The 15,616-nt window shown below is 71.8% G+C and carries 15 protein-coding genes; 9 read left to right on the forward strand and 6 right to left on the reverse strand.

The window, feature by feature from the left end; genetic code table 11:
- Positions 1 to 96 precede the first annotated feature (96 nt).
- Positions 97 to 1,266: a histidine kinase gene (locus tag VK611_24590; protein ID HMG44536.1), complete on the forward strand. Its 1,170-nt coding sequence runs from the start codon at positions 97 to 99 to the stop codon at positions 1,264 to 1,266.
- Entirely contained in the window at positions 1,263 to 1,928 is a 666-nt protein-coding gene (locus VK611_24595; GenBank protein ID HMG44537.1) for a response regulator transcription factor, read from the forward strand. The genes VK611_24590 and VK611_24595 overlap by 4 nt, the downstream gene beginning before the upstream one ends.
- Before the next feature lie 63 nt (positions 1,929 to 1,991).
- Here the strand turns inward: VK611_24595 and VK611_24600 are convergent, their stop codons facing one another.
- From VK611_24600 to VK611_24615, 4 genes are all read right to left on the reverse strand, one after another.
- Positions 1,992 to 2,810 (reverse strand): hypothetical protein, encoded by an 819-nt coding sequence (locus VK611_24600; GenBank protein ID HMG44538.1) that lies wholly within the window; start codon positions 2,808 to 2,810, stop codon positions 1,992 to 1,994.
- Entirely contained in the window at positions 2,807 to 4,042 is a 1,236-nt protein-coding gene (locus VK611_24605; GenBank protein ID HMG44539.1) for an amidohydrolase family protein, read from the reverse strand. The genes VK611_24600 and VK611_24605 overlap by 4 nt, the downstream gene beginning before the upstream one ends.
- A 77-nt stretch (positions 4,043 to 4,119) precedes the next feature.
- On the reverse strand, positions 4,120 to 5,010 hold the full coding sequence (locus tag VK611_24610) for a tetratricopeptide repeat protein (GenBank protein HMG44540.1): 891 nt from the start codon (positions 5,008 to 5,010) through the stop codon (positions 4,120 to 4,122).
- Between the two features lie 13 nt (positions 5,011 to 5,023).
- The gene (locus VK611_24615) at positions 5,024 to 6,451 is read right to left on the reverse strand and encodes an FAD-binding oxidoreductase (protein HMG44541.1); all 1,428 of its coding nucleotides are present in this window, start codon (positions 6,449 to 6,451) and stop codon (positions 5,024 to 5,026) included.
- Between the two features lie 75 nt (positions 6,452 to 6,526).
- Between VK611_24615 and VK611_24620 the strand changes: the two genes are divergently transcribed.
- The 4 genes from VK611_24620 to VK611_24635 are packed head-to-tail and all read left to right on the forward strand — an operon-like array spanning position 6,527 to position 11,860.
- A complete protein-coding gene (locus tag VK611_24620) occupies positions 6,527 to 7,984 on the forward strand; it encodes an aldehyde dehydrogenase family protein (GenBank protein HMG44542.1) in 1,458 nt (485 codons plus the stop codon).
- Between the two features lie 16 nt (positions 7,985 to 8,000).
- Positions 8,001 to 9,107, forward strand: coding sequence for an alcohol dehydrogenase catalytic domain-containing protein (locus VK611_24625; GenBank protein ID HMG44543.1), 1,107 nt, complete (start codon positions 8,001 to 8,003; stop codon positions 9,105 to 9,107).
- 14 nt (positions 9,108 to 9,121) lie between these two features.
- Positions 9,122 to 10,249 (forward strand): LLM class flavin-dependent oxidoreductase, encoded by a 1,128-nt coding sequence (locus VK611_24630; GenBank protein HMG44544.1) that lies wholly within the window; start codon positions 9,122 to 9,124, stop codon positions 10,247 to 10,249.
- 12 nt (positions 10,250 to 10,261) lie between these two features.
- The gene (locus VK611_24635; protein HMG44545.1) at positions 10,262 to 11,860 is read left to right on the forward strand and encodes an acyl-CoA synthetase; all 1,599 of its coding nucleotides are present in this window, start codon (positions 10,262 to 10,264) and stop codon (positions 11,858 to 11,860) included.
- 31 nt (positions 11,861 to 11,891) lie between these two features.
- Here the strand turns inward: VK611_24635 and VK611_24640 are convergent, their stop codons facing one another.
- Positions 11,892 to 12,377 (reverse strand): hypothetical protein, encoded by a 486-nt coding sequence (locus VK611_24640; protein ID HMG44546.1) that lies wholly within the window; start codon positions 12,375 to 12,377, stop codon positions 11,892 to 11,894.
- Positions 12,378 to 12,462: 85 nt separating this feature from the next.
- Between VK611_24640 and VK611_24645 the strand changes: the two genes are divergently transcribed.
- Both VK611_24645 and VK611_24650 read left to right on the forward strand, forming a co-directional pair.
- The gene (locus tag VK611_24645; protein ID HMG44547.1) at positions 12,463 to 12,921 is read left to right on the forward strand and encodes a hypothetical protein; all 459 of its coding nucleotides are present in this window, start codon (positions 12,463 to 12,465) and stop codon (positions 12,919 to 12,921) included.
- Between the two features lie 42 nt (positions 12,922 to 12,963).
- Complete coding sequence (locus tag VK611_24650) at positions 12,964 to 14,568, forward strand: alkaline phosphatase D family protein (GenBank protein ID HMG44548.1); 1,605 nt, start codon at positions 12,964 to 12,966, stop codon at positions 14,566 to 14,568.
- Here VK611_24650 and VK611_24655 read toward each other — a convergent pair.
- Positions 14,565 to 15,053 carry a MarR family transcriptional regulator gene (locus tag VK611_24655; GenBank protein HMG44549.1) on the reverse strand — a complete coding sequence of 163 codons (489 nt, stop codon included), beginning with the start codon at positions 15,051 to 15,053 and terminating at the stop codon, positions 14,565 to 14,567. The genes VK611_24650 and VK611_24655 overlap by 4 nt on opposite strands.
- Positions 15,054 to 15,146: 93 nt before the next feature.
- Here VK611_24655 and VK611_24660 point away from each other — a divergent pair.
- A partial coding sequence (locus VK611_24660; GenBank protein HMG44550.1) for an MFS transporter occupies positions 15,147 to 15,616 on the forward strand: 470 nt, incomplete at its 3' end.

The following is a 15,616-nucleotide window of genomic DNA, read 5'->3' on the forward strand; positions in this document are numbered from 1 at the left end:
GGCCGACGACCGGGCCCCGCCTACTCCCGGGGGAGTACGCGCATCGTCGCTACCCGGTGGATGCCCGGGGCGCCCATGGTCCGTACGCTCGGAGTCGTGCTCACCTGGGTCCAGGACCGTCGGCACCTCCTCCAGGAGGCGCTGCTCCTCGCCGTCGTCGGTTTCGTCACCGTCGTCGGCACCTACTTCGCGTCCCAGAACCAGCCGGACCGCAACTACGGCGTCGCCGGAGCGTTGCTGCTGGGCGCCGGGGTGGTGTCGCTGGCGTTCCGCAACCGCTTCCCGGCCGCGACGCTCGCCGCGGCGGTGACGTTCACCCTCACCTACTGGTCGCTGGGCTACGCCCGCGGGCCCGTCTTCCTGCCGATGATCGTCGCCCTGGTCACCGTGGTCTTCAAGGGGCGCCGCGTCGCCGCGATCACGGCGCTGGTGGTCGGCTTCGTTGGGTTCCCCTGGTTGCCCTACCTGCTCGACGACGGCGACCGGCCCGCCGTCGTCCACATGGTGGCGCTGGCGGCATGGCTGGTGGCGCTGATCTCCATCACCGAGACGGTGCGCTACCGGCGCGACCGGGCCGAGGCGGCGGCGCTGTCGCAGACCGAGGCGCTGCGGCGCCGCGAGACCGAGGAGCGCCTGCGCATCGCCCGCGAGCTCCACGACGTCGTCGCCCACAACATGTCGCTCATCAGCCTCCAGGCGGGCGTGGCGCTGCACCTGATGGACCAGCAGCCGGAGCAGGCCCGCACGTCGCTGACCACCATCAAGCAGGCCAGCAAGGACGCCCTGGTGGAGCTGCGGTCGATCCTGGGCGTGCTGCGCCAGATCGACGAGGCGGGCGACGACGGGACCGGCGCCGCGCCCCGTGCACCCACCCCCAGCCTGGAGGGTCTGGGCGACCTGGTGGACAAGGCCCGGGCCGCCGGCGTCGACGTGCAGGTGGATCGGGACGGCGTCGGCGACGACGTGCCCCGTCCCGTCGGCCTGGCCGCCTACCGCATCGTCCAGGAGTCGCTGACCAACGTGGCCAAGCACTCGTCCGACCCGCGCGCCGTGGTGCGGCTCCACCTCGACGACGGCGGCCTGGTGGTCGAGGTCCTCGACGAGGGACTCGCCAAGCCGACCCCCCACAACGGCACCGTCGGCGGCCACGGCATCGTCGGCATGCGCGAGCGGGTGGCGCAGCTCGGCGGCAGCCTCGACGTGGGTCCGCGCGCCGGCCGGGGCTTCGCCGTGCGAGCCTGGCTGCCGCTCGAGGAGGACACATGATCAAGGTGGTGTTGGTCGACGACCAGGTGCTGGTGCGGGCGGGCCTGCGCGCGCTGCTCGACTCGGAGGACGGGATCGAGGTGGTCGCCGAGGCGGGCGACGGCGCCGATGCCGTGCGGGCCGTCGCCGAACACCGCCCCGACGTGGTGCTCATGGACATCCGCATGCCCGGCATGGACGGCCTCGAGGCCACCAAGGCCATCACCGCCGACGAGCGCTACGACGCCGTCCGCATCGTGATCCTCACGACCTTCGACCTCGACGAGTACGTGTTCGAGGGCCTGCGCTCGGGAGCCTCCGGCTTCCTGGTGAAGGACACCGAGCCCGCCGACCTGCTGCGGGCCGTCCGGGCCGTGGCCGCCGGTGACGCCCTCCTGTCGCCCCGGGCCACCCGTCGCCTGGTGGAGGAGTACGCCACCCGGGCCAAGCCGGCCGAGCGGGCGCCGAGCCTCGACCTGCTGACCGACCGCGAGCGCGAGGTGATGGCCCAGGTCGCCGCCGGCCTCTCCAACGACGAGATCGCCACGGCCCTCTACATCAGCCCCACCACCGCCAAGACCCACGTGAGCCGAGCGATGATCAAGCTCGGCGCCCGCGACCGGGCCCAGCTGGTGGTCTACGCCTACGAGACCGGCCTGGTCCGCCCCGGCTGGGCCGACTGACGTTCTGAGGTTCCGAGCGCCGTCCTCGTCCCCCGCCCGCCGGGGGACGAGGACGGGAGGCGATCACCAGAGCTGGTCGGTGTAGCGGTCGGTGCCGGGGACCGTCGGGACGAACGGCGACGCCCACCGGACGACGCCCTCGCCGTTGGCCTCGAGGGCCTCGGCGTAGGCCTCGACGGCGGGCCACCAGTGCTCGGGCTCGGAGTCGGCGAACCACAGCTGCAGCTCCCGCCGCTCGACGCCCGTGGCGCCCGGCTGGGTGACGGGGGCGCCCGGCGGCAGCGGGATGCCGGACCAGCGCAGCACCAGCGCCACCGACGAGTCCGGGCCGAGGTCCCACTGGGGGACCGGGGCCTTGCGGTCGGCCTCGGGCGGCCGCTCGACGATCACCGCCGCCAGCCCCTGGAACGGGTGGTCGAGCGCCAGCTCGGGCGGGACACCGTCGTCGTCGCGCCGCTCGGCGCCCCGGTAGCGGTAGATCAGCGTGTGGATGTGGTCGCGGTGGGGGAACATCCGGCCGTTGTCGTGCAGCCACTTCACCTGCCGCGAGCCCCAGTCGGTGTTCTCGGGGCCCCGGCCGTCGAGCACCCAGTACAGCGCCAGGTACGACCCGGCGGCGTCGTCGCCGAACAGCGGCGACTCGCCCGAGCCGATCCGCCGGTCCTTCAGGTCGCGGGTCGACACCCAGCGGCGGCCGGCGAAGAACCACGGCCCGACCATGCAGCCGGCGTAGAAGTGGTCGCGCTCGTACCATCGGTGGTACGCCACCTCGTGGCCCTTGTGCGGCTCCACCAGGGTGAACAGCATCGACCCCAGCACCACCTCGCCGCCGAGGTCGTCGACCCGATCGCTCAGGGCTCCGGTGTCGCTCGCGGCGCTCACCGGGTGATCCCGAAGCGCTCGAGCCCGAAGGCGGTGATGGCGTTGCCCCGGAGCAGCTGGTAGGTCTCGGTCTCGCTCAGCCCGGCGCCGGCGCAGATCTCCGTGGCCACCTTCTTGCTGTGCGGGAACGTCGAGTCGGCGTGCGGGTAGTCGGTCTCGAAGCAGATCTGCTCGATGCCGATGGCGTCCCGGTTCCGCAGCCCGGTCTCGTCGTCGAAGATGCAGCCGTACACCCGGCCGGCGATGTACTCGGACGGGCGGCGGGGGAGCGACGTGCCGAAGCTGTTGTCGGACCGCTCGGCCCACAGCTTGTCGGCCCGCTCCAGCACGTAGGGCATCCAGCCGACCTGGCCCTCCGAGTAGGCGATCTTCATCGTCGGGAAGCGCTCGAGCGTGCCGGAGAAGATGAAGTCGAGCATCGAGCCCATGGCGTTCTGGAACGTGAGCGTGGAGCTGACGATGAAGGGGGCGTCGGGCGACGTGGCCGGCATCCGGGACGACGAGCCGATGTGCATGCACACCACGGTCTCGGTGTCCTGGCAGGCGGCGAAGAACGGGTCCCACTTGCCCGAGTGGATCGACGGGAGGCCCAGTGGGTGCGGGTTCTCGGAGAAGGCGACGGCGTGGCTGCCCTTGTCGGCGCAGCGGTGGATCTCGTCGGCGGCCAGCTCAGGGTCCCACAGGGGGATGATCGTGAGCGGGATGAGGCGGCCCTTGCCCTCGCCGCCGCACCACTCGTCGATCATCCAGTCGTTGTAGGCCTCGACGCAGAGCTGGGCGAGCTCCGGGTCGCCGTCCTCCCGCTTGATGCCCTGCTCGTAGAAGGTCTGGCCGCAGAAGCGGGGGAGCGTGTTGGGGAAGCAGATCGAGGCGTCGACGTGGTTGGCGGTCATGTCGGCCAGGCGCTCGGACTGGATCCAGCAGCCGGGGCGGATCTCGTCGTAGGTGGTGGGGGTGACGTCGAGGTCGTCGAACCCCACGGCGGCGGAGAGCTTGGGGAAGGGGTAGACGAGGCCGTCGTAGAGCCACCAGTCGCACCACTCGCCCTCGGGGACGCCCTTCTCGAAGGAGAAGCGGCCCCCCTTGAAGGAGAAGACGGCCCGGTCGCGCTCCACCCGGGGGCCCCGGTCCTGGTACTTGGCGGGCAGCCGGTTGCTCCACAGGTCGGGTGGCTCGACCACGTGGTCGTCGACCGAGATGATCCTCGGGATCTCGGTTGTCGCTTCGCTCATGGAGGCCCCCTCGACGTGAAATAGAACGCGTTCTAATCCTAGGTCCCCGACGAGGCGCACACCAGTGCCGGCGGCGCCTATTCCCCGTCCTCTGTGGCGGCGACGTCGTGGCAGCGGCGCTGCGGTGCGTCCGATCGCCAGGCTTCGAGGATCAGGGTGACCGGGCCGAGCGGTCCGGCGATGCCGAGACGGTGCTCACGGTCGGGGTCGTCGGCCGGTTCGCCGTCGTGGTCGTGATCGTGCCCGCTGCCGTCGGCCAGGCTGCAGTCGGGGCAGAGCATCCGGAGGGTGCGGGTCCAGTCCTCGGCCTCGTGGCCCGCCTCGACGAGCCTGGTGACCAGCTCGTCGACCTCGGCCACGCGTCCGGCGCTCACCGACGCCTGGATCGTCGGCACGTCCGACGGCGCCCACCGGGCGAGCTCGTCGAACACCGGTCGTAGACCTTCGTCGAACGCACGACGGCCCCGGGGTTCACCGTCGTGCAGGACGACGTCGCCCCACCGGTGTCCCGACTCCGGGGTCGGGATGCAGGCAACTCGTATCCGGGCAGGGTCGATCCGGTGCCCCCACACCACCTCCGCCGTCGGGTTGAGCCGGAGGGCCGCGCGGCCGAGGTCCGCCTCGATCGGACCGTCGCCGTCCGGCAGGTCGACGCCGTAGACGCGCCATGCCCGCCGTGCCGCCGGCCAGCGGTGCAGGGCGGTCGCCGCGATCCCGAGGTTCCACCAGGCCGGTTCGTCCCGCTTCTCCCCGATCAGCTCGGTGGCCCGGAGGTTGCAGTCGAAGGCTTCCTCCCAGCGCTGCGTCCACTTGCAGACGAGGCCGAGGTCGAACCACGCCACGTGCGAGCTCGGATCCAGCCTCAGCGCCTTGCGGTAGCGCAGCTCGGCGCTGTCGAGGTCCATGTGGAGGAACCGGCCGCCGGAGCGGGTGAGCCGCTGCGCCCGCACCCTGTTGATCCCGCGCATGGCGGCACGGTAGTCAGCTCGGGGGGATGCTCTGGGGGAAGTGGAAGAGGTGGTCGGGGTCGTAGCGGGCCTTGACCTGCCGGAGGCGGTCGAGGTTGGTGCCGTGGTAGGCGGCGGGGGCGTCGTCGCCGAGGTCGGGGTCGGCGAAGTTCGGGAACACCCGGTTCGACCCCCAGGGGTGCACCGCGGCCCACGACGCCGTCACGTGGTGGTGCGCCGCTTCCTTGTCGACGTCCGCGGCGTCGGGGCGGAGGGCGGACGTGTGCTTGAGCTGGAACAGCTCGTCGCGGTGGACGAACGCGGTGGCGTCGGGCGCCACCCGGCCGAAGGCGCCGCCCCAGGGCATGAAGTCCAGCTCCCGGGCCTCGCCGGGCGCCGGCGGTTCGGCGAAGCGGTCGAGCAGCGTGGCGATCGCGTCGGCGGGCAGCGGGTGGCGGAAGAACTCCGACCGGCTGAGGAAGTGGAGCTGGTCGGCCGGCTCGCCGCCGTCGTCGTCGCTGCTGTCGTCGTCGCTGCCAAAGCTGGCGCCGTCCACCGTGGGGAGCTGCGCCCAGAACGCTCGGGTCTCGGGAAACGACAGCTCCGCCGACCAGGACCACCGGGGACCGGCGCCCACCCGGTCGACCAGCCCCGGCACGAGATCACCGGCGTCGCCCAGGAACGTTCCGTAGACGTCGACCGACGGCGCCCGGTCGCCCTCGGCGGTGATCTTGAGGCTGGCGTACAGCTGGTCCGGCCCGGCCGGTGCCCACGCCTGCCAGGCCTCGATCGCCGCGGCGGCCCGGGCGAAGGGCCACGACAGGTGGAACGTGGTGGTGGCCGGCGGCGCCGGGACCGTCCGGAAGGTGAGCGACGTGACCACGCCGAAGTTGCCCGCCCCCGCGCCCCGCAGCGCCCAGAAGAGGTCGGGGTGCTGCGACCCGTCGCAGGTGAGGATGCGCCCGTCGGCCAGCACGATCTCGGCGGCGAGCAGGCGATCCGACGTCAGCCCGTAGCGCCGCCCGAGGATGCCGAGCCCGCCGCCCAGCGTCAGCCCGGCGATCCCGACCGTCGGACACGTGCCCGCGGGGATGGCGAGCCCGTGGTCGTCCAACGCGGAGTACACCGCGCCCAGCCGGGCGCCGGCGCCCACCGTGACCAGCCCACCCGCCACACCGCCCGCCAGGTCGACCGAGACCGACGCCAGCGGTGACACGTCGACGACCACACCCCGGGCGATCGTCGAGTGCCCGGCGAAGCAGTGCCCGCCGCTCCGGGCCACGAGCGGCAGCCCCTGCCGGCGGACGAACCCGATCGCCTCCCGCACGTCGGAAGCCGTCGCGCAGCGCACGACCGCGAGCGGTGCCGGCGAGGCGAACCGGGTGTTGAACACCGGGTTCGGGCCACCCACCACGACCTCCCCGGCGATCGTCCGCTGCAGCGCCGGCCAGTCAGGTCGCACCCGGCGAATCTACGGGTGGACCCCGCTCGACCGGCCCGCTTGCTCAGAATTAGAACGTGTTCTATTCTCAGGGGCGTGACGGGGGAAGAGCAGATGCTGATCGGGGGCGAGCGGGTCGCCGGTGCCAGGGGCACCTACGACATCGTGAACCCCGCCACCGAGGAGATCGTCGGCGCTGCCCCCGAGGCATCGCCCGACCAGGTGGCCGACGCCGCCCAGGCCGCCGCCGACGCCTTCCCCGCCTGGTCGCGCACCAAGCCGGCGGAGCGGGCCGAGCTGCTCGACCGCCTGGCCGACGCCGTGCGCGAGCGCAAGGACGACTGGATCCCCCTGGTGCAGGCCGAGACGGGGGCGACGCTGCGGGTGGCCTCCACCATGCAGGTGCCCACCACCATCGAGCGCTTCCGCCGCTACGCCCGGGGCGCCATGGAGTCGACCACCGAGCCTCTCGCGCCGGCCGAGATGCCGGCCACCGCGCTGTCGACCGGAGCCCTCGTGGGCGCGGTCGTCGAGCGCCGGCCCGTCGGCGTGGTCGCCTGCATCACCCCGTACAACTTCCCGCTGGTCAACATGGCCGGCAAGCTCGGCCCTGCACTGGCGATGGGCAACACGGTCGTGATCAAGCCCGCCCCGCAGGACCCGCTCGCCGTGCTCCGCTTCGCGGAGGCGGTGGAAGCGGCGGGCTTCCCGCGGGGCGTGGTCAACATCGTCTCCGGGAGCGGCGCCGAGGCCGGCGAGGCCCTCGTCGCCGCTCCTCAGGTCGACATGGTGAGCTTCACGGGCTCCACCGCGGTCGGCCAGCGCATCGGCCAGGTCGCCGGCCACGACATGAAGCGCCTGCTGCTCGAGCTGGGTGGCAAGGGCGCCGGTCTGGTGTTCGACGACGCCGACCTGAAGACCTCCATCGGCGCCATCGCGAGCGCGTGGGCGTTCCACTCCGGGCAGATCTGCACCGCACCGACGCGGGTGATCGCACAGCGCGGCATCTACGACCAGTTGGTCGAAGGTCTGGCGTTCGCGAGCACGAAACTGCAGGTCGGAGACCCTCTCGATGCAAGGACTGTGGTGGGGCCGGTAATCTCCGCCGCACAGCGAGATCGCATCGAGGGCTACATCCGAGTGGGCGCCGGGGAGGGCGGGTCGGTCGTAGCTGGGGGCGAGCGGCCCGCGCTGGGGCCTGGGTTCTACGTCACCCCGACGCTGATCTCCGGGTGCAAGGCGGGCATGACCGTGGTCCAGGAGGAGATCTTCGGACCGGTCGTCGTCGTGCTGCCGTTCGACGACGAGGACGAGGGCATCGCCCTCGCCAACGGCACCGACTTCGGGCTCAACGACTACGTGTTCACCGGCGACACCGCCCGGGGGATGCGGGTGGCCCGGCAGCTGCGATCGGGCAACGTGGCCATCAACACCGTGCAGCAGCATCCCGAGGCGCCCTTCGGCGGCTTCAAGCTCTCCGGCGTCGGCCGGGACCGGGGCAGCTACGGGTTGCACGCCTACAGCGAGATCCAGTCGATCGTCTGGCCGGGCTGAGAGGACGAGGGAAGCCGTGAGAGGAATCGTTTGGACCGGTGACCTGGAGGTCCGGGACGACGTCGAGGTGCGTGACGTCCGCCCCCACGAGGTGCGGGTGCACATCGTCAACGCCGGTCTCTGCCACAGCGACGTGTCCGTGATCGACGGCACCATCCCGTTCCCGACGCCCGTGGTGATGGGCCACGAGGGCGCGGGCGTGGTCGACCAGGTGGGCGACGCCGTCACCAAGGTGAAGGTCGGCGACCACGTCGTGCTGACGACCCTGGGCAACTGTGGCCGCTGCGCCGCCTGCGACCGGGGCCAGCCCACCCACTGCCGCGACACGATGGGCCGGCTGCCCCGCCCCTTCACGGTCGGCGGCGAGAAGGCGTTCCAGTTCGCCAACGCCGGGGTGTTCACCGAGGCCGTGGTGGTCAGCGAGACCCAGGCGGTGGTGATCGATCCCGAGGTCCCCTTCACGGCCGCCTGCCTCATCGGCTGTGCCGTCGTGACGGGGGCGGGCGCGGTGCTCAACCGGGCCAAGGTCCAGCCGGGCCAGACGGTGGTGATCATCGGCGCCGGCGGCATCGGTCAGTCGGCCATCCAGGCGGCCCGCATCGCCGCGGCGAGCCGGATCGTCGTGGTCGACGCCAACCCCGCCAAGGAGGACGTGGCCCGCCGCTTCGGCGCCACCGACTTCGTCGACCCCCGCGCGGTCGGAGCGAGCGGTGACGGCGCGGCGAGCCATGAGATGTCCACGGTGGTCGCCATCAAGGACCTGGGCCTGCCCAACGGCGTGGACCACGTCTTCGAGTGCGTCGGCCACCCGGACCTGATCCGCCAGGCCGTCGCCCTGCTCGACTGGGGTGGCACCGTCACCCTGCTCGGCGTCCCCAAGCTGGGCAGCGAGGCCGGCTTCGTGGTGAACGACCTCTACAACGACAAGTCGATCCTCGGCTGCCGCTACGGCTCGACCCGGCCGCACCACGACATCCCGCTGCTCGTCGGCTTCTACAAGGACGGCCGGCTGCTGCTCGACGAGATGGTCAGCCAGGTCTACCCCCTCGACCAGATCAACCAGGCCCTCGACGACCTGCACCACGGGAAGCTCAATCGTGGCGTCCTGCAGGTCGCCCAGTAGGAGGAAAGCACGACATGGAGTTCGGCGTCTTCGCCCAGCTGTTCGTCCCCCGCTTCGAGCGGGACAAGGATCCGAACGCTGAGCACCTGCGCATCTTCCGCAACGTCGAGATCGCCAAGGCGGCGGACCAGCACGGCTTCAAGTACGTGTGGTGCCCGCAGCACCACTTCCTCGACGAGTACAGCCACATGCCCGGGCCCGAGGCCTTCCTGGCGTTCTGCGCCGCGCAGACCGAGCGGGTGCACCTCGGCTCGGCGATCTTCAACATCACGCCGGCGGTGAACAAGCCGCAGCGGGTGGCCGAGAACGTCGCCCTGCTCGACCACCTCACCAACAACCGGTTCGAGTTCGGCACCGGTCGCGGGTCGTCGACCACCGAGGTCCATGGCTTCGACATCGCCGACATCAACGAGACCAAGCTGATGTGGCGCGAGGCGATCAACGAGATCCCGAAGATGTGGAAGGACGCGCCCTACAGCTACGACGGGCAGTACTTCCGCATGCCGGAGCGCAAGGTGTTCCCCAAGCCCCACGGGCCGCTGCACCCGGCGATGTGGGTGGCCGCCGGCTCGCCGGGCACCTTCACCGAGGCCGGTGAGCTGGGACTGGGCGCCTTCTGCTTCTCGCTGGGCCGCCCCCAGCAGATGGAGCCGCTGGTCACCAACTACAAGAAGGCTGTGGTCAACGCCACGCCGGTGGGCGACTACGTGAACGACAACATCATGGGCGTGACCAACATGCTGTGCATGGAGGACCGCCGCAAGGCGTTCGAGGTCGCGTCCAGCATGGGCATGAACTACTACTCGACGCTCGCCTACCACTGGCTCGACAACGTGCCCCGGCCCAAGACCCTGCCCGAGTGGCCCGAGAAGATCCCGGAGCCGACGCCCGAGCAGGTGGAGCAGCTGTCGGCCGACGGCTTCGTCGTGATCGGTGACCCCGACGACTGCGCCCGCTCGGTGCAGAACTGGGTGGACATGGGCTTCGACCAGCTCACCTTCAGCCCCACCACCAACACGCTGCCGACAGAGGTCGTGGTCGGGTCGATGGAGCTGTTCGGCCACGAGGTCGTCCCGCAGTTCGACACCGACCCGGAGCACTCCACCACGCGCTATCGCCGGCAGGCCGTGGCGAAGCTGTAGCAAGCTGCGGTCATGGGGGGACCCCGCAGCTTCAACCTGGCCGACATCTGGGAGATGGCGGCCGACCTGGTGCCGGCGCGCGAAGCGCTGGTGGTGGGCGACCAGCGTCGCACCTACGCCGAGCTCGAGGACCGGGCCAACCGCCTGGCGCACCATTGGGCGTCGCTCGGGGTGGGCCCGGGCGACCACGTGGGCGTGTACCTGCAGAACTGCGCCGAGTACGTCGAGGCGATGCTGGCGGCGTTCAAGCTGCGGGCCGTGCCGGTCAACGTCAACTACCGCTACGTGACCGACGAGCTGCGCTACCTGCTCGACAACAGCGACAGCGTGGCGGTGCTCACCCAGCCGTCGCTGCGCGACCGGGTCGACGCGGTGCTGGGCGACCTGCCGGACGTGCGGTCGGTGCTGTCCACCGGCGACGACTACGAGGCGGCCCTGGCGGCGGCCCCGGGCGACGGCGCCCGGCCGGACGTCGAGCGCTCCGGCGACGACCACTACGTGCTCTACACGGGCGGCACCACGGGCCTGCCCAAAGGCGTCGTGTGGCGCCACGAGGACGCCTTCTACGCCTGCATCGGCGGCGGCGACGCCATGCGCCTGCAAGGCCCGGCCGAGCGGCCCGACGAGCTGCCGGACCGCATGCTCGACCAGCAGTACACGTACATGCCGCTGGCGCCGATGATCCACGCCGCGGCCCAGTGGACCACGCTGTCGTGGCTGTTCTGCGGCGGCAGGACGGTGCTGATGCCGGGCTCGCTCGACCCGGCCGCGGTGTGGCGGACGGTGGCCGCCGAGGGCGTGCAGGGGCTGACCGTGATCGGCGACGCCGTCGCCCGACCGCTGCTCGACGAGTGGGACCGGGCCGGCGGCTACGACGTCTCGTCGCTGTTCTCGTTCAGCAACGGCGGCGCCCCGATGTCGAGCGCCACCAAGGAGCGGGTGCTGAAGGCGCTGCCGCAGGTGATCCTGGTCGACGGGTTCGGCTCGTCGGAGGCCGGGACGCAGGGGGCGTCACGGGTCACGGCCGACCAGCGCGACGCCGGGGCCTCGCTGGTGAGCTTCGACCGGCCGACCAAGCCGACGATCGTGGTCGACGGTGCGGGCACGCCGGTCGTGCCGGGGTCGGGAGTGGTGGGCCAGGTGCTGGCCGGGGGGCGCCTGCCGCTCGGCTACCACAACGATCCGGAGCGCACCGCCGCCACCTTCCTGGAGCGCGACGGCGAGCGCTGGCTGGTCACCGGCGACATGGCCACGGTCGAGGCCGACGGGGCCATCGCCCTGCTGGGCCGGGAGTCGGGCGTGATCAACACGGGCGGCGAGAAGGTGTTCCCCGAGGAGGTCGAGGCGGTCCTCAAGGCGCACCCGTCGGTGTACGACTGCCTGGTGGTGGGCGTGGCCGACCCGCGGTGGGGGAGCGCCGTGACGGCCGTCGTCCAGGCGGTGCCGGGCGTCGCGCTGTCGCTCGACGACCTGGTGGCGCACTGCAAGGGGCACCTGGCGGGCTACAAGGCACCCAAGCGGGTGGTGCTGGTCGACTCGGTGGTGCGGTCGCCTACCGGCAAACCCGACTACCGCTGGGCCGCTTCGGTCGGCTCCTCCGGCAGTCTTTGAAGGGAAACGACCCGAATACGGTCGTTTCCCTTCAAAGAGCCCGGTAGCAGAGGGCGCGCCACTCGCCGGTGCGGCGGATGGGGCACAGCAGGCCGGTGGCCGTGAGCAGCCACTGGAGCGTGGCGTCGAGCTCGTCCGGGTCGGTCGACGGCGGCACGGCGAGGACGAGGCCGCGCCGGGGGTGGTCCTGCAGCCGACGCCAGCCGTCGGGCAGCGCCAGGCCCTTGGCGGCGAGCATCTCGATCGTGCGGGGCCCCTGCCCGTGGTGGACGCCGACCGTCGCCGGATCGCGCTCCGAACGGCGCTCGGGCGGGCTCCACGTGCCCAACGGCACGTCGGGGCCGCGGGCGGTGAACAGGCCCGACAGCGGCGACCGCTGCGGCGGCGGCTGATCGACGTCGAGGCCCGGCGAGAAGTTGATCCACCCCTCGCGCTTGGCGGCCATCGTCACCATGCGCTTGACGACCGCCGCCCGTTCGTCCTCGTGGAACTCGATCACCAGGGGCTCAGCCACCATCCGGCGACCATACCGGGCGGTTGCCGCACCAATGCCGCACCAATGACGCCGGTCGGGTGCCGCCTGACCCCTAGGCTGCCCCGCCATGGAGTTGGCGGAATCGCTGCGCGAGGCCTTCGAGGCCCAGGTACTCGACCACGAGCCCGCCCAAGCGGCGTTGGTGCTGCGCAACGCCGTGGCCGACACCGGACCGGTGGAGGTGGCCGACGGCCTGCTCGACGCGGCCGCCGTGGCGCTGCGCCGCATGGTCGCCGAGACCGACGAGGCGCTGCTGCTCGACGAATTGATCGAGCGCTTGACCCTGGACGGCGCGGTGCCGGCCGACAGCGCCGGCCTCCTGGCCCACATGCTCACGATGGCGGCGGCCACGGCCGGGGGCATCCGCCCGACGGTGCAGACCGCCATCGACCAGATCGGCGCGGAGCGGGCGATGTCGGGCGCCTGGCTGGCCGCCCTCGCCACGGTCCGCCTGGTGGCCATCACGCTGGAGGTCACCGAGTCCGACATCGTCGAGGACATCCTCCACGCCCTCGAGGCCGCTTAGAGGCCGAGCGCAGAGGGCGCTCCTCCTGACAGAATCGCGCCCATGCTGGGGCGCAGGGGGTTCCTCGCGGGTCTGGGTGCGGCCGGAGCGGGGGCAGCAGGATGGCTCGACCTGGTGGCGGCGTCGGCCGACGTGGCGCCGATCGACCCGAACTACCCGCTCGGCGTGGCGGCGGGCGACCCGCAGCCGTCGGGTGCGGTGATCTGGACCAAGGTGGCCGACCCGGTGGGCCGGGCCGCCGGCCGTCCGGTGACGGTGCGGTGGGAGGTCGCGTCCGACGACCGGTTCCGCCGGATCGTGCGCAGGGGCCTGACGACGGCGCGAGCGTCGGGCGGCTACACGGCGAAGGTCGAGGTCGACGGGCTGCGGTCCGACCGCTGGTACCACTACCGGTTCCGCACGGCAGCGGGCGTGAGCCGCCGCGGGCGGTTGCGCACAGCGCCCCATCACCGGGCCGACGTGGCGTCGCTGCGGTTCGCCTTCTCGTCGTGCCAGCAGATCAACGACAGCCAGTACGTCGCCCACCTGGCCATGGCCGACGAGGACATCGACTTCTGGGTCCACTACGGCGACTACGTGTACGTCCACGACACCGCCACCCTGACCCTCGACGACTACCGGGGCGTCTACCGGCGCTTCAAGGCCAACCCGCTGCTGCAGGAGCTCCACGCCCGCTACCCGGTGGTGGCGATGTGGGACGACGGCGAGTTCGTCAACGGCATCGACCGCACCCTCGACCCGGCCCGGTTCGCCGCCGCCAGCCAGGCGTGGTTCGAGCACATGCCGGTCTCCCGGGTGCGGTCGGACCCCACGCGCACCTACCGGGAGATCGGCTGGGGGCGGCTGGCGTCGTTCCTGCTGCTCGACGCCCGCCAGTACCGCGACCGGGTGGTCGACGGCGTGCCGGGCGGGCCGCTCGGCCTGTCGACCATCGACACCGCGACGCCCGAGGGCGCGGGCATCTTCGCCGAGGACCGCACGTGCCTGGGCCGGGCGCAGAAGCGCTGGCTGCAGCGGCGGCTCCGCGACAGCGACGCGACCTGGCGCCACATCGGCCACGGCTACAACTTCCTGGCCCTGCGGCTGGCCGACTACGACACCCCCGAGGCCCGTGCGGCCGGGGCGCCCGGGTTCCACCTCAACGGCGGCAGCTACGTGGCGAGCGACGCCTGGGACATGTACTGGGCGGAGCGGCGGGAGCTGCTCGACTTCGTCGCCCGCCACGAGATCCCCAACGTGCTGGTGACGGCGGGTCACACCCACATCTACTTCGCCGGTGCCCTGCGGCCCGACTACGACGACCTGGCGGCATCGCCGGTGGTGGCCCACGAGTTCGTGTGCGGCTCGCAGACCGCCGACCCGGACCTGCGCCGGGCCTACCTGCCCGACCTGCCGCTGGACCAGGCCGAGGCGGTGCTGCGGACCCTGGAGGACGGCTTCCTCGCCATCAACCCCCACCTCGACTACATGGACCTGGTGAGCCAGGGCTACGGCCTGGTCGACCTGACCCCGACAGAGGCCACGGTGTCCTTCCGCGTGATCGACACCTTCGACCGCTCGGCCCAGGCGTCGACGCGGGCGTCCTGGCGGATCCCCGCGGGCGACGGCTCCCTGTCGCCCGTCTCGTCCGCGGAGCGGACGCTCTAGCCGAGAGGCGTGCGGGCGGTGGAGCGGGCGGCGTCGATGGCGAGCTGGTTGAGCTGCTGGAGGACCTCGCCGAGGGCGGCGCGCTGGCCGGGGTCGAGGGTCTCGAACAGGTCGGCGACCACGCTCGCCTGCACCCGACGGCCCTCCTCGTAGAGGCGACGGCCGGCGTCGGTGATGGTGATGATCGTGGCCCGCCCGTCCTGCGGGTCGGACCGGCGGGTGACCAGACCGTCGCGCTCCATCGCCTCGATCGTGGAGGTCATGGTGCGGGCGGCGACGCCGATGCAGGTGCTCAGCTCACCGATGCGGATCGCCTGCCCGTCGACCAGCTGGAACAGCACCTGCAGCCGGGCCAGCGACAGCCCGGTGGGCTGCACCCGGGCGTTGATGTTCCGCTTGAGGGCGTGGGACACGGCGAAGAAGGCATCCGCCAGGTCGACGGCATCGACCGGCGTCGTTGTCGGTGTCGGTGATGTCGAGACCATCGGAGAATTCCTGTTGGCGTTCCCGTGACTAGTGAGTACCCTCAGCAACTGCTGAGGTCACTCAGGAATCTACCCGTAGGAGGGGCAAGCGCCATGCGCGACTGGCAACACGACGCCGACCACGTCCATCGACGGCGCTGGCTCACGCTCATCGTGCTGTGCCTCAGCCTCGTCGTGATCGTCGTCGACAACAGCATCCTCAACATCGCGTTGCCCACCCTGTCGAAGTCCGAGTCGCAGGGCGGCCTCGGTGCCCAGGCCAGCGACCTCCAGTGGATCGTCGACTCGTACGTGCTCGTGTTCGCCGGCCTGCTGCTCACCGCCGGGGCGCTGGGCGACCGCTTCGGCCGCTACCGGGCCCTGGCCGGCGGCCTCGCCGTGTTCGGCGTCGGCTCGGCGCTGGCCGCGTTCTCGTCGTCGGCGAACTCCCTCATCGGCTTCCGCGCCCTGATGGGCGTGGGAGGGGCGTTCATCATGCCGGCCACCCTGTCGGTCGTCACGAACGTCTTCCACGACCCGAAGGAGCGCGGCCGGGCCATCGGCGTGTGGGCCGGCGTGTCCGC

It is taken from the genome of Acidimicrobiales bacterium (assembly GCA_035316325.1).
GTDB lineage: Bacteria > Actinomycetota > Acidimicrobiia > Acidimicrobiales > VFJN01 > DASXTK01.